Source organism: Paraburkholderia atlantica (genome assembly GCF_009362785.1).
In the GTDB taxonomy this organism is placed as follows: Bacteria; Pseudomonadota; Gammaproteobacteria; order Burkholderiales; family Burkholderiaceae; genus Paraburkholderia; species Paraburkholderia atlantica.
On the sequence record NZ_WHNQ01000005.1, the window covers coordinates 219,169 to 238,964 of the forward strand.

The 19,796-nt window shown below is 64.1% G+C and carries 21 protein-coding genes; 8 read left to right on the top strand and 13 right to left on the bottom strand.

All coding sequences use genetic code 11. The annotated features are described in order from the left end of the window. Positions 1 to 43 precede the first annotated feature (43 nt). Together GCT19_RS09660 and GCT19_RS09665 are read left to right on the top strand one after the other, a co-directional pair. Complete coding sequence (locus GCT19_RS09660) at positions 44 to 409, top strand: NlpC/P60 family protein (protein ID WP_152851742.1); 366 nt, start codon at positions 44 to 46, stop codon at positions 407 to 409. Positions 410 to 419: 10 nt separating this feature from the next. Next, on the top strand, positions 420 to 881 hold the full coding sequence (locus tag GCT19_RS09665; RefSeq protein ID WP_018436839.1) for a DUF3828 domain-containing protein: 462 nt from the start codon (positions 420 to 422) through the stop codon (positions 879 to 881). 90 nt (positions 882 to 971) lie between these two features. Here the strand turns inward: GCT19_RS09665 and GCT19_RS09670 are convergent, their stop codons facing one another. The 6 genes from GCT19_RS09670 to GCT19_RS09695 all read right to left on the bottom strand — a co-directional run bounded on the left by GCT19_RS09670 (position 972) and on the right by GCT19_RS09695 (position 6,255). After that, a complete protein-coding gene (locus GCT19_RS09670; protein ID WP_013088176.1) occupies positions 972 to 1,217 on the bottom strand; it encodes a hypothetical protein in 246 nt (81 codons plus the stop codon). Positions 1,218 to 1,285: 68 nt separating this feature from the next. Next, complete coding sequence (locus GCT19_RS09675; protein WP_013088177.1) at positions 1,286 to 1,516, bottom strand: hypothetical protein; 231 nt, start codon at positions 1,514 to 1,516, stop codon at positions 1,286 to 1,288. Positions 1,517 to 1,668: 152 nt separating this feature from the next. Then, the gene (locus tag GCT19_RS09680) at positions 1,669 to 2,577 is read right to left on the bottom strand and encodes a carbohydrate kinase family protein (protein WP_152851743.1); all 909 of its coding nucleotides are present in this window, start codon (positions 2,575 to 2,577) and stop codon (positions 1,669 to 1,671) included. After that, on the bottom strand, positions 2,574 to 3,875 hold the full coding sequence (locus GCT19_RS09685; RefSeq protein WP_152851744.1) for an AGE family epimerase/isomerase: 1,302 nt from the start codon (positions 3,873 to 3,875) through the stop codon (positions 2,574 to 2,576). Before GCT19_RS09685 ends, GCT19_RS09680 begins: the two co-directional genes overlap by 4 nt. Beyond that, positions 3,872 to 4,858 (bottom strand): LacI family DNA-binding transcriptional regulator, encoded by a 987-nt coding sequence (locus GCT19_RS09690; protein ID WP_013088180.1) that lies wholly within the window; start codon positions 4,856 to 4,858, stop codon positions 3,872 to 3,874. Before GCT19_RS09690 ends, GCT19_RS09685 begins: the two co-directional genes overlap by 4 nt. 371 nt (positions 4,859 to 5,229) lie before the next feature. Continuing rightward, positions 5,230 to 6,255: a bile acid:sodium symporter family protein gene (locus GCT19_RS09695; protein WP_152851745.1), complete on the bottom strand. Its 1,026-nt coding sequence runs from the start codon at positions 6,253 to 6,255 to the stop codon at positions 5,230 to 5,232. Positions 6,256 to 6,791: 536 nt separating this feature from the next. On the opposite strand from GCT19_RS09695, the gene GCT19_RS09700 reads away from it, so the two are divergent. Then, positions 6,792 to 7,313 (top strand): hypothetical protein, encoded by a 522-nt coding sequence (locus GCT19_RS09700; RefSeq protein ID WP_035491777.1) that lies wholly within the window; start codon positions 6,792 to 6,794, stop codon positions 7,311 to 7,313. A 232-nt stretch (positions 7,314 to 7,545) separates the two neighbouring features. Here GCT19_RS09700 and GCT19_RS09705 read toward each other — a convergent pair whose 3' ends face one another. Then, complete coding sequence (locus GCT19_RS09705; protein WP_152851746.1) at positions 7,546 to 7,746, bottom strand: hypothetical protein; 201 nt, start codon at positions 7,744 to 7,746, stop codon at positions 7,546 to 7,548. 122 nt (positions 7,747 to 7,868) lie between these two features. Between GCT19_RS09705 and GCT19_RS09710 the strand changes: the two genes are divergently transcribed. From GCT19_RS09710 to icmF, 3 genes are all read left to right on the top strand, one after another. Continuing rightward, positions 7,869 to 8,954 (top strand): porin, encoded by a 1,086-nt coding sequence (locus GCT19_RS09710; RefSeq protein ID WP_013088183.1) that lies wholly within the window; start codon positions 7,869 to 7,871, stop codon positions 8,952 to 8,954. Between the two features lie 152 nt (positions 8,955 to 9,106). Next, positions 9,107 to 10,039: a LysR family transcriptional regulator gene (locus tag GCT19_RS09715; RefSeq protein ID WP_152851747.1), complete on the top strand. Its 933-nt coding sequence runs from the start codon at positions 9,107 to 9,109 to the stop codon at positions 10,037 to 10,039. A gap of 118 nt (positions 10,040 to 10,157) precedes the next feature. Beyond that, a complete protein-coding gene (gene icmF / locus GCT19_RS09720; RefSeq protein ID WP_152851748.1) occupies positions 10,158 to 13,550 on the top strand; it encodes a fused isobutyryl-CoA mutase/GTPase IcmF in 3,393 nt (1,130 codons plus the stop codon). A 38-nt stretch (positions 13,551 to 13,588) separates the two neighbouring features. On the opposite strand, the gene GCT19_RS09725 is transcribed toward icmF, so the two are convergent. Further along, positions 13,589 to 14,548, bottom strand: coding sequence for an NAD(P)H-dependent flavin oxidoreductase (locus tag GCT19_RS09725; protein ID WP_018436830.1), 960 nt, complete (start codon positions 14,546 to 14,548; stop codon positions 13,589 to 13,591). A 314-nt stretch (positions 14,549 to 14,862) separates the two neighbouring features. Between GCT19_RS09725 and GCT19_RS09730 the strand changes: the two genes are divergently transcribed. Beyond that, positions 14,863 to 15,753, top strand: a complete 891-nt coding sequence (locus GCT19_RS09730; RefSeq protein ID WP_152851749.1) for an alpha/beta fold hydrolase — start codon at positions 14,863 to 14,865, stop codon at positions 15,751 to 15,753. 38 nt (positions 15,754 to 15,791) lie between these two features. Here GCT19_RS09730 and GCT19_RS09735 read toward each other — a convergent pair whose 3' ends face one another. Then, complete coding sequence (locus GCT19_RS09735; RefSeq protein WP_018436828.1) at positions 15,792 to 16,262, bottom strand: Lrp/AsnC family transcriptional regulator; 471 nt, start codon at positions 16,260 to 16,262, stop codon at positions 15,792 to 15,794. A 113-nt stretch (positions 16,263 to 16,375) separates the two neighbouring features. Between GCT19_RS09735 and GCT19_RS09740 the strand changes: the two genes are divergently transcribed. Further along, complete coding sequence (locus GCT19_RS09740; RefSeq protein WP_013088189.1) at positions 16,376 to 17,314, top strand: DMT family transporter; 939 nt, start codon at positions 16,376 to 16,378, stop codon at positions 17,312 to 17,314. Between the two features lie 299 nt (positions 17,315 to 17,613). Here GCT19_RS09740 and GCT19_RS09745 read toward each other — a convergent pair whose 3' ends face one another. From GCT19_RS09745 to GCT19_RS09760, 4 genes are read right to left on the bottom strand one after another with little or no spacing between them, the layout of a single operon-like run. Continuing rightward, on the bottom strand, positions 17,614 to 18,531 hold the full coding sequence (locus tag GCT19_RS09745; RefSeq protein WP_152851750.1) for an MBL fold metallo-hydrolase: 918 nt from the start codon (positions 18,529 to 18,531) through the stop codon (positions 17,614 to 17,616). Next, a complete protein-coding gene (locus GCT19_RS09750; protein ID WP_152851751.1) occupies positions 18,528 to 19,001 on the bottom strand; it encodes a MaoC family dehydratase in 474 nt (157 codons plus the stop codon). The genes GCT19_RS09745 and GCT19_RS09750 overlap by 4 nt, the downstream gene beginning before the upstream one ends. Continuing rightward, positions 18,998 to 19,243: a DUF1289 domain-containing protein gene (locus GCT19_RS09755; RefSeq protein ID WP_152851752.1), complete on the bottom strand. Its 246-nt coding sequence runs from the start codon at positions 19,241 to 19,243 to the stop codon at positions 18,998 to 19,000. The genes GCT19_RS09750 and GCT19_RS09755 overlap by 4 nt, the downstream gene beginning before the upstream one ends. Before the next feature lie 5 nt (positions 19,244 to 19,248). Continuing rightward, positions 19,249 to 19,770: a YbaK/EbsC family protein gene (locus GCT19_RS09760; RefSeq protein WP_152851753.1), complete on the bottom strand. Its 522-nt coding sequence runs from the start codon at positions 19,768 to 19,770 to the stop codon at positions 19,249 to 19,251. Positions 19,771 to 19,796: the final 26 nt, after the last annotated feature.

The window sequence follows — 19,796 nt, forward strand, 5'->3', positions numbered from 1 at the left end:
TCTGTACCATTTCGACATAAAAATATTATCGATATAATATAATATGTCATGGAATAAGAACGCTGCTGTTAACTATCTGCAATTGAATGCAAGACCGGTGAGCCGTGGAGAATGCGCCCGGTACGTTAGAGAAGCAATTGAGCGAGGCGGCATTGTGTTGGCCCGCACACGGTCCGCGAAAGACTACGGCCCTTCGCTGGCTCACGCTGGGTTTCGCGCGGTATCGACTACCGCTCCACAAAAAGGCGATGTAATCGTGATCGACGGCATCAATTTGCATCCGCACGGGCATATGGCAATGTACGATGGACAATACTGGATTTCCGATTTCAAGCAGTGGCATGGCTTCTATCCCGGTCCCGATTACCGGTCCGCGCGACCGGATTACAAGGTCTATCGCCACGATTGAGGTTGCATCCATGAGAAAATATCTGGCGATTTTTATTGCCGCACTGTTGCTGATTTTTAGCGGCACCTCATATGCAGGAAACGCGACCCACACCGAACAAGCAACTCCCGAGACCCGCGTAAGAGATTTCTACGCATGGTTCATTCCGCGCCTGGCCGCAGACCGAGACTATCCGATCATGGACAGGGAGATATACAGGCACGTTGCAAAACCAACCGTCGATTTATTGCGAAAGCAATATCAGGCCAACAAATTGTCCGAAGATGCGGAGTACTTCACGAAAGTGCAAGACTTCGACGAGAAAGACTGGGCCAGGCATATAGCGGTGCATCCAGTCTTCATGCTCGACAGCGTGGTGCTCGTGGCTGTTACGTTCGGCTCGAAAGACAAACAGACCAATATCGTGTTTTTGCGCCAGGAAAATGGCACCTGGAAGATCACTAAGGTCGTAGATACGCTCGACTATCGGTGACAGTTCACGCGTTACCTTGTGTGGCGACGCGCCGCTCGAGGTCGCCACGGCGAATCTCGACGCGGCCTCAAAAAGCGCGTCGACAACCGCTTACGGAAACACCCGCGGCTTCGGAATTCCCGCGCCATGCTCGATATCGTCGACGGCCTGCCGATGCGCGCTTTCCACCGCTTCGGCTTGCTCGGCAAATCCCGCGTCGCCGCCGACCGTGGTCCACGGCTTGACGGCCTTCTCGCGATGACGAATCTCGTATTCCGCGTCCCAGCGCGCGCCGCTCAGTTCGAGCGGACGAACGTGAATCGAATACACGCCGTATTGGAACAGCTGTTCAGCCATGATCGCCTCCAGCCGGTCGACCCCGCAGCGGCGCGCCGATGCGCGAGCACACTGCGCCTTGGTTCGGCCTACAGTTCGATTTCCCCGAGGATTCGATGTGCGAGCGCTTTGGCTTCTTCGAGCGCTTCTCCCGGCGTCGGCGACGTCGAGTCGACTTCGTAGAGCGTGGTTTCCTGATCGTCGCTGGGTTCGCCTTCGTCGCGCGCGAGGGTGACGATGCCTTGGAAGGCGTCCTGCGCGACTTCTCTTATCGACGCAGTGGCCGTGTAGATTCCTTTGGTGTAGGTGACGTCCTCCATGGCCTCGCTCCTTTTCGCAAAGGTTTCGATATTTCATCCTAGCACGGCATGGCGGGATCGGTTCCCGTCCGGGGCGGCTTCACGCCGCGTCACGTGCTCCACATCCGTCACGCTACGCGCGCCCCAAGGCAGCAGAATTACAGCGCCGCGGTTTACAGCAGCGCGACCACCTCGTCGAGCGTCGGCGCGTGCGCTCCGGCGTGGCCGCAAGCCGCCGCGCCGGCCGCGAGCGCGAACGCCAGATGCTCGGGCCACCCGCGTTGCGGCGCGCTCATCAGGCTGAACAGCAGACCGCCGATCGACGCATCGCCCGCGCCTACCGTGTCGACCACTTCGACGCGCGGCGGCTTCGCCTCGATCACCGCGGCGCCGTCGAGCAGCATCGCCGCGTCGGGCCCGCGCGTGACGAGCACGGTGGCGGCCGGATTCATCGCACGCAATTGCGCGAGCGCGGCGGCTTCGTCGTTGGTCTTGAAGAACATGCGCAGATCTTCGTCCGATACCTTGATCAGATCCGCGAGCGCGGCCATCTGGCGCATTCTCGGCGCGTAGCCATGCTCCATCAGATTGCGATAGTTCGGATCGAAGCTGATCTTCACACCGTGCGAGCGTAACTGGGCGGCGAGCGCCGCGAGCGTATCGCCGAGCGGCTGACGCACGAGGCTGATGCCGCCGAAGTGCGCCCACTTCACCGCGTTCATCCAGCCGGCCGGTAGCCTGGCTGGATCGAACGCCAGATCGGCGCTGTTCTCGCCCATGAAGAAGTACGCGGGCGGATGGGTCTGATGCACGATCGCGAGCAGCGGCGGGTGCTCGACGCGCTGCAGGAAGCGCGTGTCGAGACCGGCGGTGACACTCGCGTCCCACAGTTCGTCGGAAAAGTTATCGACGCCCAGCGAGCCCGCGCACGCGGTCGGCAGGCCGAGCCGCGCGACGCAGCGCGCGACGTTCCAGCCGGCGCCGCCCGGACGCGACAGCCAGTGCGATGCGCCGGTGCGCACGAGATCGGTGAGGATGTCACCGGCGGATACGAAAACGGGGAGTTCGGTCGTCGCGCTCATTGTGCTTTCTCCGCTGAAACCGCTGCGGCGGGCGCGGTCGATCCAGCCGACGCGACTTCGCCGAGCGCATGGGCGAGCACTTCGTAGCACGCGCCCATCGTGTGATAGTCGGTCTTGCCGGCCGGGCTCTTTTCGTCGCTGTACTTGCGGTTGTCGCAAGTCAGGATGCGATACCACGCGCCGTACTTGTGATCGACGAAGTGCGCCCAGCTATAGCGCCAGATCTCGTCGTACCAGTCCCAGAAGCGCTCGTTGCCGGTGCGCTTGCCGAGCAGCGCGGCGGCCGCGAACGTTTCGGCCTGCACCCAGAAATACTTGTCGTGATCGCACACGGTGCCGTCGGGGCCGAAGCCGTAGTAGAGGCCGCCGTGGTCTTCGTCCCATGCGTGCATCATCGCGGCGTCGAACAGTTCGATCGCGCGCGGCAGCAGCCACGGCAGCGGACGGAAGCGTTCGAGAATCAGCAGCAGCTTCGCCCATTCGGTCTGATGACCGGGCTGGAAGCCCCATGGACGGAAGATGTTCGAGCTGTCTTCCTCGTTGTAATGCCAGTCGACCGACCAGTCCGCGTGAAAGTGCTCCCACACGAGCCCTTGCGACAGCTTCGCCTGGCGCAGCGTGATATTCGACGCCACCCGCTCGGCGCGATCGAGATACACCAGATGACCGGTCGCCTCGTGCGCGGCAAGCAGCGCCTCGGTGGTATGCATGTTCGCGTTCTGCCCGCGATACGTGCTGACGCGCCAGTCGGCCGACGCGTCGTCGGCATAGAGACCGGCGGCGGCGTCCCAGAAGCGGTGCTCCATCAGCTCGAAGGTCGCGCCGATCATCGGCTTCGCTTCCTCGATGCCGGCCATCGCCGCGTGCGAGTACGCGAGCAGCACGAACGCGAGGCCGTAGCAGTGGCGCGTCGCATCGAGCGTGCGCTTTCTGCCGTCGCGCCATTCGATCTCCCAGTCGTAGCCCTCGTGCTGCGAATCCCAGTGCGCATCGCGCAGAAAGCGCAGACCGTGGCGCGCGTATTCGAGGTGCTTCGGGTCGCCGAACTGACGGTATGCCATCGCGTAGTTGAACACGTAGCGGCAACTGCTGACCAGGTGGCGCGTGGTGCGGTTGTAGATCGAACCGTCGTCGCGGAAGAAGTGGTAGAAGCCGCCGCTCGGATCGAGCACGTTCGGCGCATAGAAGCGCAGCGTGTCCTCGATGTGCGCGAGCAGAAACTCGCGCTTGCGGAAGCTGGCGACCGGCGGCGCCTTCGCGACGTCGGTGGGAGGGTGGTGCGGATCGGTTTTCGTCATGGCGTTTTCACCAAAGTACTGGCACGGGCAACGAGTTGAACGGGCAAGCGGACTTCGAGTTCGGCGGGCGAGTCTTCGAGCAGCAGTTCGACGCCGCGTCGGCCGAGCGCTTCCTTGTCGACGGCGATCGTCGATAGCGGCGGGGTCGCGTGGGCGGCGGCGGGAATGTCGTCGAAACCGATGATCGCGATGTCGTCGGGCACGCTGAGGCCGCGCGCGAGGCACACGCGCAGCGCGGCGAGCGCGGCGGCATCGTTGAAGGCGAATACGGCGTCGGGGCGCGGGCCCGGCGCGTCGAGCAGGCGCTGCATCGCGCGCGCGGCGCCGGTGTCGGGATCGAGCCCGGCGTCGATCGTCACTTCGAGCGACGGGTCGAACAGCAGCCCCGCTTCGAAGAACGCGCGCCGGTAGCCGAGCGCGCGCTCGGCGATGCTGAAGTGCGCGAGCGAGCCGCCGATGAACGCGACGCGCTTGCGCTGCTGCTCGAACAGATGGCGCATCGCGAGGGTGGCGCCGCCGGCGTTGTCGAGGTTGACCGAGCGCAGTCCCGGCGACCATAAATCGATCAGCACCAGCGGGCGTTGCATCGCGACCAGCGTGGCGAGCGTTTCGGGCTCGACGAAGCCGGCGATCGCGACGGCGTCGGGCGCGTGCAGGCGCATCTGGTGAATCACGTCCTCGGTCGGCCCGGCGGTCAGCACCGACGGCACGATGCCGCGCTCGCGGCACGCGTCTTCGACGCCGTGCAGCACGTGCGAGAAGAACGGGCTCGCGGCGAAGTTGTTGTGCTGACGATGCAGCAGGAAAGTCAGGCGGCGGATGCGCGGACGCAGTTGCGCCGAATCGTAGCCGAGTTGGCGCGCCGCTTCGACGACGCGCTCGCGCGTGGCCTCGGAAAGGCCCGGCTGATTTTTGAGCGCGCGCGACACGGTGCCGATCGAAACGCTGGCCGCGCGGGCGACGTCGCGGATGGTGGTGGCCATCGAAGGAAGCTGCCGCGCGAAGCGAGGCAGCACGGGTTCAGGTCGGGCGATTGTATAGTAAAACGTTGCTAAAACAGCCCTAAAAACGCCCGCGCAACACCGGTAAATACCCGTATTTTATGGAGTTGTCAGAAGTTAAACTGTTTAGTAAAAAACACTAAACAATAGGCGAGTCGCCGTTTTCGACGCACATCCAGAATCGTCCTATGCCATCCGGCCGAGGCGACAGCGAGAGCGTTTGCGCGTGAAATAACGACAACGGCCAATCAAGAGCCAAAAGAAAAAGCCGCCCGAGGGCGGCTTGCTTCATACGATCGAAACGACGCTCAGGGAGGGCGCTTATGAATGTCCTGTTCGCATCGCAGGTGTTTTCAACGGCGCGCGACGGCGGCGGCGGGTCGCCGAGCCGCGGCCTCGCCCTCGCCGCTGAGGTCGCGGGCGCCCCAGCGCTGCGCGAGCGCGGCGCAGACCATCAGCTGAATCTGGTGGAAAAGCATCAGCGGCAGCACCACGGCGCCGACCGTGTGCGACGCGAAGATCACCTTGGCCATCGGTACGCCCGCGGCGAGGCTCTTCTTCGAGCCACAGAAGATGATCGTGATCTGGTCCGCGCGGTTGAAGCCGAGCCGCTTGCTCGCGAAGATCGTCATGCCCAGCGCGAGCGCAAGCAGCACGCAGCTCACCACGACGAGGCCGCCGAGCGCCGAAAGCGGAATCGTGTGCCACAGGCCTTCGGTGACGGCCTCGCTGAACGCGCCGTACACGACGAGCAGGATCGAGCCCTGGTCGACGAACTTCAGCACGCCGCGGTTTTTCTCGATCCACTTGCCGATCAGCGGGCGCAGCAGTTGGCCGGCCACGAACGGCACGAGCAGTTGCAGCACGATGTTGCCGATCGTATGCCACGGCGACGCGCCGCCGCTCGCAGCCTGATTCGTCACGATGAGGCTGACGAGTGCTGGGGTGACGAAGATGCCGAGCAGGCTCGACGCGGACGCGCTGCATACCGCGGCCGGCACGTTGCCCTTGGCAATGGACGTGAACGCGATCGACGACTGGACCGTCGATGGCAGCGTGCAGAGGAAGAGGACACCGGCGTAGAGCGACGGCGTGACCAGCGGCGAAAGGACCGGTTTAAGCGCGAGGCCGAGCAGCGGAAACAGCGCGAACGTGCTCAGCAGCACCACCACGTGAAGGCGCCAGTGCGTCGCGCCCGCAATGATCGCCTCGCGTGACAGCTTCGCGCCGTGCAGGAAGAACAGCAGGCCGACCGCCAGGTTCGTCACCCAGTTGAACCCCACGGCGGCCTGCCCATGCACGGGCAGAAAGCTGGCGAGGATCACGGTGCCGACGAGGCACAGGGTGAAGTTATCGGGCAGAAATTTCGGGCGGGCCATGTCGCAATCTCAACTCAATGATGCGGTGTCAGCACGGGACGGGCCTGTGAGGGCGCGGTCCGTATCAATGGAAAGCGGCTATTGTTGTCGAAATTCGATTGAAAACGCAAATTCATTTGCCGAATCGATTAATGAAGTTTGTGCATTGACTAACGCGACACGCCGAACTTCAGTATTGGCGACGTACTTCCTCGCGACAAACCGTTTACCCATTGACGTGGCAGGCGGCGTTTATTTGCAACAAACAGCGCTGGTGCGGGATAAGCGAAAACGCCCCCCGGCAAGCCGTAAAGGCTCACCCGCACAACGGCTCTAGCGCGGAAAAACGCCGCAGTAACAGGGTGTTACATCCACCGACGAGACCTAACACTTTTTGGCTCGACACCCTCTCCCCACGCCCATAAATTACTCAGTCAAAGGCCGCAGGGATGCCCTGCGCCGCGGCAGCCACGCGGCGCTTTTCTCCTCCCGCAACAGGTCCATCGCAGCTCGAACGGTGGATTTCAGGCAAGTCTTCGGGCGTGAGAGTCACAAAGGTGGACGGGTTGTCGAGAACGAGGCACTGGGCGTGGGGCGCGGTCATCGTCGTGCTGTGCTCGTTCGCGTATGCGAAGGGGCCGGGTGGGCCGCATGGCGGCGGTGCTGATTCGCATCACGCTGGCGGGCACCCGCCGCGCATGGAGATGCGCGGCGACGGCCATTACGCCGACGCGGGTGGTGCGCATGGTCCGCGCGGCTCGCGCGATCCGATGGTTGCTCGTGACTCACGCGCGCAGCGCGGCAATCCGAATATCGCGGACGCCAATTTCGGTTATGGCTTCGGCAGCTACAAGTCCGGCATGCGCCGTGTTGGCGATCCGTCCAGCTATGCCGGCGCGATCACACCGGTCAGCGCGGAGTCGCGTCCGGTGCCGCATCCCCCGTCGAATATGCCGATGCGCAACGGCTCGATCCGCGCCGACGTCGCCCGCTATAACGAAGAGCGCGGCGCCCCGCGTCCGATGCAACGCCCAGCCGACGATCCGCGGCAGCCGGGCGGTTCACCCTATCGCAATTAGCTGAGCGCGGTTTACCTGATCGTTCTGCGCCATGTGGGCCACGTTCGCCGCTACCTGAACGGGTGAGCTGTCGGCTTTACACGGGACGCGACCCATCTCCCTGTCGCAAAAGCCTTCTTCCAGATCCCTTCCCGCGATCCCTCGCGCGCCTTCCTCTGCGACCGAGCGCCGAATCTGACGTTTCGACGCCACACTTTTTTGAAAACGCTCGGCATCGAAGTATCGGTCAGCGTCAAATCTTGGCATTCTGCCGCGTCGCGTCATCGGCCCGTCCTTTAAGGCGTTCTAACACGCTGTGGCGCGCCGTTCGCCGCATGCCGCATTGCGTTCGCCGCGCGCGCCACCGTCCGCTCAAAAGTGTCGTATCAAGCCGATAACCGACCAAACTAATCGGACCGATATACCCGCAATAAGCAGCGATATTTTTGTTCATAAAAATGGTCCGCAAAGATGGACGCGCCCAGATTGACTCGACGATCGAACGGATAACAACAACGTTTCGCGCGAGCGCCCCTTTCGCACAGCCACACCTTTTTGACAAAGATTGGAGAACCCATGAACACAAGCCTCAGCACCGTGCTGAAGACTACTCTGAAGGCCACCGCATGCGTCGCCGCGCTGGCGAGCGCATCGTCGGCATTTGCGCAATCGAGCGTGCAGCTTTACGGCCAGGTCGACGAATGGGTCGGTGCGCAGAAGTTTCCGGGTGGCAAGACCGCGGTAGTCGTGTCGGGCGGTGGCATGTCGACGTCTTACTGGGGCTTCAAGGGGACCGAGGATCTGGGCAACGGCTACAAGGCGATCTTCACGATCGAAGGCTTCTTCCGCGCGCAAACCGGTGAGTACGGCCGCTTCACCGGCGACACGACGTTCTCGCGCAACGCGTACGTCGGTATCGAAGCGCCGTGGGGCACGGTGACCGCCGGCCGGCTGACGACGCCGCTGTTCGTATCGACGATCCTGTTCAACCCGTTCGTCGATTCGTACGTGTTCTCGCCGATGGTCACCCACGTGTACCTCGGCCTCGGCACGTTCCCGACCTACACGACCGACCAGGGCGTGACCGGCGACTCGGGCTGGAACAACGCAGTGTCGTATGCGACGCCGAATTTCAACGGCCTGTCGGCGACGGCGATGTACGCGCTCGGCAACACGACCCAGAACGGCGCGAAGAAGTGGAGCGGCCAGGTGCTGTACTTCCACGGCCCGTTCGCGGCGACCGCGGTGTATCAGTACGTGAACTTCAACAATGTGCCGGGCGACCTCGGCAGCTTCGAAACCTCGGGCGTGCCGGGTCTGCGCAGCCAGAGCGTCGCGCAGGCGGGCGTGTCGTACGACCTGAAGTTCGTCAAGCTGTACGGCCAGTACATGTACACGTACAACGACCAGCAGGTCACGAGCTGGCATGTGAACACGGGGCAAGGTGGCGTCACGGTGCCGTTCGGGCCGGGCTCGGTGATGGCATCGTATGCGTATTCGCGTAACGGCGGCGGTTCGAACCAGACGCGCCAGACGGCGGCGGTCGGCTACGACTATCCGCTGTCCAAGCGCACCGACGTCTACGCCGCGTACATGTATGACCACATCACCGGCCAGTCGAGCGGCAACACCTACGGCGCGGGGTTGCGCGCGAAGTTCTGAGCTCGATTTCCCGGTCTCACCGCAAAAGCCCGCGTTCCGCCCGGAACGCGGGCTTTGTCGTTTTCGGCGCAGTCGAATACGAGCGTTTGCTGCCGTTCCTTTGATAAACCCGGCAAAATGGCGTCGATTGATTCCTGAAGCGAGCGACTCAGATGGACACCCTCGTCAGCATGAAAGTATTTCGCCACGTGGTCGAAGCCGGTAGCTTCGTCGGCGCGGCAGAGAAGATGGAGATGTCCGCGGCGATGGCGAGCAAGCACGTGATGCATCTGGAGCAACAGCTCGGCGCGCGGCTCCTGAACCGCACCACGCGCCGCGTCGCGCCGACCGAGGCGGGTCGCGAGTACTACGAGCGGCTGAGCCAGGCGCTCACCGAGCTCGACGAGGCCGGCCAGGCGGTCGGCGCGGCGAGCGTCGTGCCGCACGGGCGGCTGCGGGTGTCGTCGCTGTCGGCGTTCGGCCTGAATCACGTGATGGCTGCGGTCGCGGACTACGCCGAGCAGTATCCGCAGGTCACCGTCGACATGACACTGTCCGACCGCGTCGTCGAGCTGATCGACGAGGGTTTCGACGTGGCGATCCGCGCGTCGCCGGGCGGGCTCAAGTCGTCGTCGCTGATCGCGCGGCAGATCGCGACCGCGCATCTGGTGCTGTGCGCGTCGCCCGCCTATCTGCGCAAGCATGGCACGCCGAAGAGCGTCCCCGATCTCGCGCGCCACAACTATCTGCAGTACGCGGGCGTGTCGGCGCTCGAAGTCGCGACCGGCGACGCGAGCTCGCGCGTGCGCCTGTCGGGCAACCTGATCGTCAACCAGCTCGAGGCGCAGCGCGTGGTCGTGCTGCACGGCGCGGGCATCGCGATGTTGGGCACCGAGGTGATCGGCAGCGATCTCGCGGAAGGACGGCTCGTGCCGCTGCTCGTCGACGAAGTGCCGCCGCGCGAGCTGCCGATCCACGTCGTCTACACGAGCCGGCGGCATCTGTCGGCCAAGGTGCGCTCGTTCGTCGATTTTCTGGCGGCGCGGTTCGCGAACGAATCGCTGTGGCCGTCGCTCGACGAGATCAAGGCGTTGGCTGTGCGGTAGCGTTGCACGAAGCACCTAACAGACGCCGCCAATCGGCCGCCCGGCGCCCCGGCGCCGTCTTACCCCGTTTCTATATACTGACTGTCAACACCCATCAGTTAAATGAATTGGGGGAGACATGACCGATCTGTCCACGCCGCAGCGTGCCGGCAGCCACGAACTGCCGGCGGGCCGGCGCCTGCGCTTCGTCACCGCCGCCGCACTGTTCGACGGCCACGACGCGTCGATCAACATCATGCGGCGCATCTTGCAGGCGAGCGGCGCCGAGGTGATCCACCTGGGCCACAACCGCTCCGTCGCCGAAGTCGCGACCGCCGCGCTCAACGAGGACGCCGACGGCGTCGCCGTGTCGAGCTACCAGGGCGGCCACAACGAATACTTCCGCTATCTCGTCGAATTGCTGCGTGCGCGCGGCGGCGAGCGCATCAAGGTGTTCGGCGGCGGAGGAGGCGTGATCGTCCCCGAGGAGATCGCCGCGCTCGAGCGCGACGGCGTCGAAAGGATCTACTCGCCGCACGACGGCCAGCGGCTCGGCCTGCAAGGCATGATCGACGACATGATCGCGCGCTGCGTCGAAGGCGCGCGCGCGGCCGATGCGGCGCAGCCGACGCCGGTGCGCGAATGGCTCGCCGAGCTGGCCGCGCGGCCGTTGCCGCTCTGCTTCGAGACCAATGCTCCGAACGGCGGCACTCCCCCGGGCTCGCACACCGCCGATCCCGCCGCGCCGATCTTCCGCCGCCTCGCGCAACTGATCAGTGCGTTCGAAACGAACAGCGTCGACGCCGCCGCACGCGACCAGCTTTCGACACTGGCACAAACCACGCGGGTTCCCGTGCTCGGCATCACCGGCACCGGCGGCGCGGGCAAATCGTCGCTGACCGACGAGCTGATCCGCCGCTTCCGGCTCGACTACGACGACACGCTGAACATCGCCGTGCTCGCGATCGATCCGTCGCGCCGCAAATCCGGCGGCGCGCTGCTCGGCGACCGCATCCGCATGAACGCGATCGGCGATTGGGGCGGCGGCGACCGTGGCGGCGCCCGCGTCTACATGCGCTCGATGGCGACGCGCGAGGCCTCGACCGAACTCTCCGATTCACTGCCCGCCGCGCTGATGCTGTGCAAGGTCGCGGGTTTCGATCTGATCGTCGTCGAGACCTCGGGGATCGGTCAGGGCGATGCGGCGATCGTGCCGTTCGTCGACGAATCGTTGTACGTGATGACGCCGGAGTTCGGCGCCGCGAGCCAGCTCGAGAAGATCGACATGCTCGACTTTGCGAGCTTCGTCGCGATCAACAAGTTCGATCGCAAAGGCGCGCAGGATGCGCTGCGCGACGTCGCAAAGCAGGTGCAGCGCAATCGCGCGGACTTCGCGACATCGCCCGACGCGATGCCGGTATTCGGCACGATCGCGTCGCGCTTCAACGACGACGGCGTGACCGCGCTGTACCTGCGCATCGCCGCTGCGCTGCGCACACACGGTCTGCGCGACGGCGGCGCACGGCTGGGTGCGCCGGAAGGCCTGCGCTTTTCGAGCAACCTGCACGCGATCGTGCCGCCCGCGCGCGTGCGCTATCTGGCCGACATCGCGCAGTCGGTGCGCGGCTATCGCGAGCGAGCCGACGCGCAGGCGCAGATCGCGCGCGAGCGTTGGCAGCTCGTCGAGACGCGCCGCATGCTCGGCGAGGCGGGCAACGACGCCGCGTCGCTCGACGCGCTGATCGAGCAACGCGACGCCGCGCTCGGCGAGCGCGAACGCAAGCTGCTCGATGCGTGGCCGCAAACAGTGGCCGCCTATGCCGGCGACGAACACGTGGTGCGCATCCGCGATCGCGAAATCCACACCGCGCTGACGGTCACGACGCTGTCCGGCTCCGAAATCCGCAAAGTGTCGCTGCCGAAATTCGTCGATCACGGCGAGATCCTGCGCTGGCTGATGCTCGACAATCTGCCCGGCTATTTCCCGTTCACCGCCGGGGTATTTCCGTTTCGCCGCGAGAACGAGGATCCCACGCGCATGTTCGCGGGCGAGGGCGATCCACAGCGCACCAATCGGCGCTTCAAGCTGCTGTCGGAAGGCATGCCGGCCAAACGGCTATCCACCGCGTTCGACTCGGTGACGTTGTACGGCGAGGAGCCGCACGAGCGCCCGGACATCTATGGCAAGGTCGGCAATTCGGGCGTGTCGGTCGCGACGCTCGACGACATGAAGACGCTGTACGACGGCTTCGACCTGTGCTCGCCGGAAACCTCGGTGTCGATGACGATCAACGGCCCCGCGCCGACGATCCTCGCGATGTTCTTCAACGTCGCGATCGACCAGCAGATCGCTTTGAAAGAGCAACAGCAAGGCCGCCCGCTGAGCGAAGCCGAACTCGCCGCAGCGCGCCGCGCTGCGCTCGAAAACGTGCGTGGCACCGTGCAAGCCGACATCCTGAAGGAAGACCAGGGGCAGAACACCTGCATCTTCTCGACCGAATTCAGCCTGAAGGTGATGGGCGACATCCAGGCGTATTTCGTCGAACACGGCGTACGCAATTTCTACTCGGTGTCGATTTCGGGCTATCACATCGCCGAGGCCGGCGCGAACCCGATCTCGCAGCTCGCCTACACGCTCGCCAACGGCTTCACATACGTCGAGGCCTATCTCGCGCGCGGCATGTCGATCGACGACTTCGCGCCGAATCTGTCGTTCTTCTTCTCGAACGGCATGGACCCGGAGTACACGGTGCTCGGCCGCGTCGCGCGACGCATCTGGGCGATCGCGATGCGGGAGCGCTACGGCGCGAACGAGCGCAGCCAGAAGCTCAAGTATCACGTGCAGACGTCAGGACGCAGCCTGCACGCACAGGAAATCGATTTCAACGACATCCGCACGACGCTGCAGGCGCTGATCGCGATCTACGACAACTGCAACTCGCTGCACACCAATGCGTTCGACGAAGCGATCACGACGCCGACCGAGGAATCGGTGCGCCGCGCGGTCGCGATCCAGGTGATCATCAATCGCGAATGGGGGCTGGCGAAGAACCAGAATCCGAATCAGGGCAGCTTCGTGATCGATGAGCTGACCGATCTGGTCGAGGAAGCGGTGCTCGCCGAGTTCGAGCGGCTCACCGAGCGTGGCGGCGTGCTCGGCGCGATGGAAACCGGCTATCAGCGCGGACGGATTCAGGACGAGTCGATGCTGTACGAGCATCGCAAGCATGACGGCTCGTATCCGATCGTCGGCGTGAACACGTTCCTGAGCTCGCATCCGCATGAAGCGCCGCGGCCTTTGGTGCTGGCGCGGTCCACCGACGCGGAAAAACAGAGTCAGCTGCGGCGGTTACGCGATTTCCAGACGCGCCATCGCAACGCCGCGCCTGAAGCGCTCGAACGCCTGAAGCGCACGGTGATCGACGACGGCAACGTGTTCGCGGTGTTGATGGACGTGGTGCGCGTATGTTCGCTCGGGCAGATCACCCACGCGCTGTTCGAGGTGGGCGGGCAGTATCGGCGGAATATGTAGGCCGCGAGGGGCGGCCCGGCCCGCTCCCGTTCGACACGTCAGCGCGCGATGCCGAGCCGCGCCTTCGCGTCGTCGTATTCTTTCTTCAGACGCCGCACGAGTTCGGCGACGTCGGGCACGTCGTCCATCAGGCCGACGCCTTGGCCCGCGCCCCAGATGTCCTTCCACGCCTTCGCTTTTTCGCTGCCGAAGTTCATCTTGGTCTTGTCCGATTCGGGCAGCGCGTCGGGGTCGAGTCCCGCGTTCAGAATGCTCTCGCGGATGTAGTTGCCATGCACGCCGGTGAACAGGTTCGTGTAGATGATGTCCGACGCCTTCGCGTTGATGATCGCCTGCTTGTAGCTGTCGACCGCGTGCGCTTCTTTGGTCGCGATGAAGCGGGTGCCCATGTACGCGAGGTCCGCGCCCATCGCCTGCGCGGCGAGAATCGAGCCGCCGTTCGCAATCGAGCCCGACAGCACGATCGGGCCGTCGAAAATGCGCCGCACCTCGCCGACCAGCGCGAACGGCGAAGTGGTGCCCGCGTGGCCACCCGCGCCCGACGCAACCAGAATCAGCCCGTCGACGCCGGCGTCCAGCGCCTTTTGTGCATGACGCAGATTGATCACGTCGTGCAGCACGATGCCGCCATAGCTATGCACTGCATCGACGATCTCGCGCGCCGGCGCGCGCAGGCTGGTGATGAAGACCGGCACCTTGTGCTCGACGCAGACGCGCACGTCGTGCTCGAGCCGCGCATTCGACTGATGAACGATCTGATTGACCGCGATCGGGCCGATCACCGCATCCGGGTTCGCGGCCTTGTGTTCGGCCAGTTGCGCCTGGATCTGCGTGAGCCATTCGTCGAGCAGCTCGGCCGGGCGCGCGTTGAGAGCGGGGAACGAGCCGACGATACCGGCCTTGCACTGTGCCAGCACGAGTTCGGGATAGCTGACGATGAACATCGGTGAAGCGACGACGGGCAGCGCGAGGTTTTGCAGAACGGCGGGCAGTGCCATGGTGCGAATCTCCAGATTGGGCAAACCGGTGCGACGGGGCGCCCGGGGGCATGGATGAGTTTAGCGGCACGCGGCTTGCGGGATGTCGACCGGCGAATGCGTGTGGCAATCGCACCAAACCGGCATGCCGAAATCGTGGCAATCATTTAAGAACGGTCGTTCGATTATAGGCGAAGCGGACGACCCCCGCTCGGTGGTCCGTTTGAAACGGTTCGAAGGAGTATTCAGGTTCCGTGTCTGCGTGGGTTATCCCACCTCGCACGGACCTGCCGGCCTTCTACAATGCACGGACCTCAAACGATCAACGAGACGTCATGGCCTTCGAAAATTTCACGCCTTTTCGTGTCGCCGTCGGCGATGTCGATATTTTCGGAGTGAAGGGCGGCGCCGGGCCGCCTCTGCTGCTGCTGCACGGCCATCCGCAATCGCATCTGATCTGGGAACGCTGCGCCGAACCGCTCGCGCAGCACTTCACGGTGATCGCAACCGATCTGCGCGGCTATGGCGCATCGGGCAAACCGTCGAGCGATGCCGGGCACACGCCGTATTCGAAGCGCGCTATGGCCGCCGACCAGGTCGCGGTGATGCGCCACTTCGGTTTCGAGCGCTTCCTCGTCTGCGCGCACGATCGCGGCGCGCGCGTCGCGCACCGGATGTCGCTCGATCACGCCGATGCGGTCGAGCGTTTGATGCTGCTCGATATCGCGCCGACGCTCGCGATGTACGAAGCCACTGACCGCACGTTCGCGACGCATTACTTCCACTGGTTCTTCCTGATTCAGCCCGAGCCGCTGCCCGAAACGTTGATCGGCGCGAATCCGGCCGCCTATGTGGACGCGGTGATGGGCGCACGTCACGCGGGCCTCGCGCCGTTCGATCCCGCCGCGCTCGACGCCTATCGCGCAGCGCTCGCGCAACCGGGCGCGGTGCACGCGATGTGCGAGGACTATCGCGCGTCGGCGAGCATCGACCTTGAACATGATCGCGCGGATATCGAGCGCGGCAACAAGATCGGCTGTCCGCTGCGCGTGCTGTGGGGCGACAAGGGCGTGATCGAAAAATGCTTCGATGCGCTCGACGAATGGCGGCGTGTCGCGCGCGACGTGAGCGGTCGCGCGCTAGCGTGCGGGCACTATCTGCCCGAGGAAGCGCCGGAGGAACTGGTCGCCGAGATGCTGTCGTTCTTCGAGGCGGTTGAACAATAAGCGACAGGCCGCTTCGCGCGGCCCTCGTTCGAGCTTTGTCAGCCGAGCGGCGGCAGCCGCCGCGTGACCGGCGTCGACTTGACGATCGCGGTGCTGGTCTCCGCGCGCTCGGTCACTTTCGACAGGATCTCATCGAGCTGCTCGATCGAATGCAGGTACAGGCGGCAGATGAAACAGTCGTCGCCGGTCACCTTGTCGCATTCGACGAACTCCGGAATGCGTCGGATCACTTCCTCCACCAGATGCAGCTGGCCAGGCAGCGGCTTCACGCGCACGATCGCCTGCAGCGTGAAGCCGAGCGCGCGCGGATCGATCTGCACGGTGAAGCGCTCGATCACGCCCTGCGCTTCCAGCCGCCGCACGCGCTCGGCCGTGCTGGGCGGCGATAAGCCAACGACGCGCGCGAGTTCGCTGACCGGCTGACGCGCGTCCTGCGCGAGCGCGGCGAGCAGTGCGCGGTCGGTGTCGTCGAGTGCTATCGGTGCGATCGAAGCAAGGCGTTTGCTCATGATGGCCTTCGTTTACGAGGTAGAAGTGCAGTGACGCTTAAGTTTAGCCATGTATTCGGGCGCGCGGATTATTTACACTGCAAGTCATGTAGTCATCAATCCGGGATCGAATCATGGCTTCAAACAAGGCTTCAGCGACGACCACGAGCAGTTCGTCCAGCGACATCCGCCGCGGCGCGGCCGAGATGAGCATCGCGATGCTGATGTCGGGCACGATCGGCTGGCTCGTCGTGTCGTCGCAGCAAAGCCCATTTAACGTGGTGTTTTTTCGCTGCATCTTCGGCGGCGCGACGCTCGCGCTCGTGTGCGCCGTGCTCGGCCTGTTCCGCCGCGAGCTGTTTTCGTGGAAGATGCTCGGCCTCGCACTACTCGGCGGCGCGGCGATCGTCGTGAACTGGGTGCTGCTGTTCGCGGCGTATTCCCGCGCGTCGATTTCGATGGCGACGGCCGTCTACAACACGCAGCCATTCATGCTTGTCGGGCTCGGCGCGCTGGTGTTTCGCGAGCGCATCAGCGCATCGACGATCGCGTGGCTCGTGGTCGCGTTCGTCGGGCTGGTGTTCGTCGTAAAGGTCGAGCCGGCCGTGCTCGCGGTGCCGGGGCAATATCTGGTCGGCGTCGCCTATGCGGTCGGTGCGGCGGCGATGTACGCGGTGTCGTCGATCATCACGAAGCGGCTGAAGGGCACGCCGCCCCATCTGCTCGCGTTGATCCAGGTGTCGCTCGGCGTGTTGTTGCTCGCGCCATTCGTGCGCTTCGACGCGTTGCCGGCAAGCGGCGTGCAGTGGCTCGAACTGGTCGTGCTCGGCGTCGTCCACACCGGTCTCATGTACGTGCTGCTGTATGGCGCGATCCAGAAGCTGCCGACGTCGATGACGGGCGCGTTGTCGTTCATCTATCCGGTGGTCGCGATCATCGTCGACCGGCTTGCGTTCGGACAGACGCTCGCATGGATTCAGGTGCTTGGCGCCGTGCTGATTCTGCTGGCGGCGGCGGGCGTCAATCTCGGGTGGCGGATCGTGCCGCAGAAAAAGCGCTTGTCATCCACGTAATGCCGATTCGGCGCGCGATCGGATATTGCCAGGGATTCCGGAATAAGGCATGTGCATCGAACGCCTAACGCGGCTTGATGACAGAAGATGTATGCATTTGTAAAACGCGGTGTCAATTTTCTGTAGGGAAATCACCGATGCGTTGCGAATATTCGCGCGGGTATCATTGATGTCGACGCTGATCACGTCCACACAGATGTTCCGCCGCTCGCCTTGTCGAGCGGCTTTCTTTTTGTAGTAACGGTTTTGGGTTCCGGTACGCTGTTCCACTGCACCGGCCGCATGCGCCGATCACACGTTCAACGCCGCGCGAGAATGCGTGTGCCGTCCACTTCGAGCGGTCCGCCGTTCGCTGCGAGTTCCCCGATCATTCCCTTCAGCAGCGTTGGCCATTCGCTGCGTGGCTTCAGCATCGACGCGGCGGCGCGCATCACGGACGCGTCGTCGAGCATGCGTAAAAGTGTCTCCACGCTCATCTCGCGGACTTCGAGCAGCTTGAATACGATCAGCACTTTCAGCGCGTTCTTCGCGTTGCGCGCGGGGTCGGCACGCAACCAGGCGACGCGCGACATCGCGCGTTCGAGCGCCGGACCGACATGCGTGAACGGCGCGCCGTGGCCAGGGATCACGACCCGCACGTCGAGTGTCGCGATCATGTCGAGTACGGCCTGCTGCTCGGCGAATCCGCTTTCGCCTTCGAGTTCGGGAAAGATCACGCCGAAGCCGTTTTCCCATAGCGCGTCCGCGCTGATCAGCAAGCGTTCGTCCGCGCAATAAAGCATCAGCGAATGCGGATCGTGGCCCGGCGCGCCGAGCACCTGCCAGTCGAGCGCGCCCAGCCGCACGTGTGCGCCGGGTGCGAGCGTGCCGGTGAAGCCGAAGCGCTCGCAGGTTTGACCGGTCGCGCGAAAGCTGAGGCGCGCTTCGTCCCAGTCGCGCACGGCATCGGCTTCGGATGATGGAATCAGCGTGCGGCACGGCCATGTGGCCTGCAATAGCGCGTTGCCGCCGCAGTGATCCGAATGCAGATGCGTGTTCATGATCAGATCGAGCGGCCGCGTGTGCAACGCGTTGCGCACCAGCGCGACCGTCTGCGAAGCGTGCGTCGCATAGCCGGTATCGACGAGCGCCGCGCAGGCGTCGTCGACGAGCAGAACATTGTTCGACGACAGCCAGCCGCGCTCGAACACCTGGATCGATGCGGGCAGTGCGATCATGGGGTGGCCGTTCTCGATTGCGCGTGCTCGACCGCGTCGGGCTTCGGCATCACGAGGATCGTCGACGTAGCCGTCAACATCAGATCGCCGCGCTGATTGACCACCGTGCCTTCGAGGTAGGTCAGGTCACCGTTCAGGCTCGGCTTCCAGTGAGCGTCGCGCACACGCCATGTGATCGTCAGCGTGTCGTGCGCCTGCACCGCCTTCTTCAGCTTGATATCGAATTCGAGGCCGAGCGGCTGCGCGTAAGTAGAGAAATGCGTGGCGAGCAACGCCATGAAATATGCGGTGGGTTGCGTGCCCGACGCGATCAGCCCGCCAAAGCGGCTTTGCGCGGCATACGCTTCATCGTGATGCAGCGGGTTCAGATCGACGACGAGCGTTGCGAACGATTTGATCGAATCCGCCGACAACTCGAGCGTCGAACTGAACGTCTCACCGAGCGTGACGACGCGCGGCGCGGCTTTCATTGCTTCTCCTTCGTCGCCGATGTCGTGCGGCTAGAGATGAATTCCGCGTGGCGCGCTTCGATCGCATCCCACACCGCGCGCTTTTCGTCGCCGTCGAACGTCGACCAGCGGGCGATTTCGTCGATCGTGCGCAGGCACCCTTCGCACCAGCCCGTCGACGCATCCATTCTGCACACGTTGATGCACGGCGACGGCACGGAGCCGTCGCCGGCTTTTTGTTCGTAAGGCTTACTGCTCGCCATCGTGTTCAGGCCGTCTCGCGCAACGCGACATCGACGACCGGCGCGCCCGTCAGCGCGATCAGCTCCTGCGCGGTCAGGTTGAACACCGCGTGCGGATGACCAGCGGCCGCCCACAGGCTCTCCAGCTCGAGCAGATCGGCATCGATCAGCGTGACCGGCTCGGTCGCATGACCGACCGGACACACGCCGCCGATCGCATAGCCGGTCTTTTCACGCACGAACTTCGCATCCGCGCGGCCGATCTCGCCGACTTGCGCGGCCACTTTCTTTTCGTCGACGCGATTTGCGCCGCTCGCGATCACGAGCACCGAGGCGTCGTCTTCGCGGCGCCGGAACAGGATCGACTTCGCGATCTGCGCGACCGAGCAGCCGAGTCCAGCGGCCGCTTCGGCGGAAGTCTTGCCGGTTTCCGGCAGCATCACGATTCGTCCCGCGTGACCGCGTTCGCGCAGCAGCAGCGCGACGCGGCGTGCCGAGTCGGGCAGCGCGGCGAGATCGTCGGAGTCGAAGGACGCGAGGTCGTTCATCGTTGGAATCCTGATTCAAGATGGAT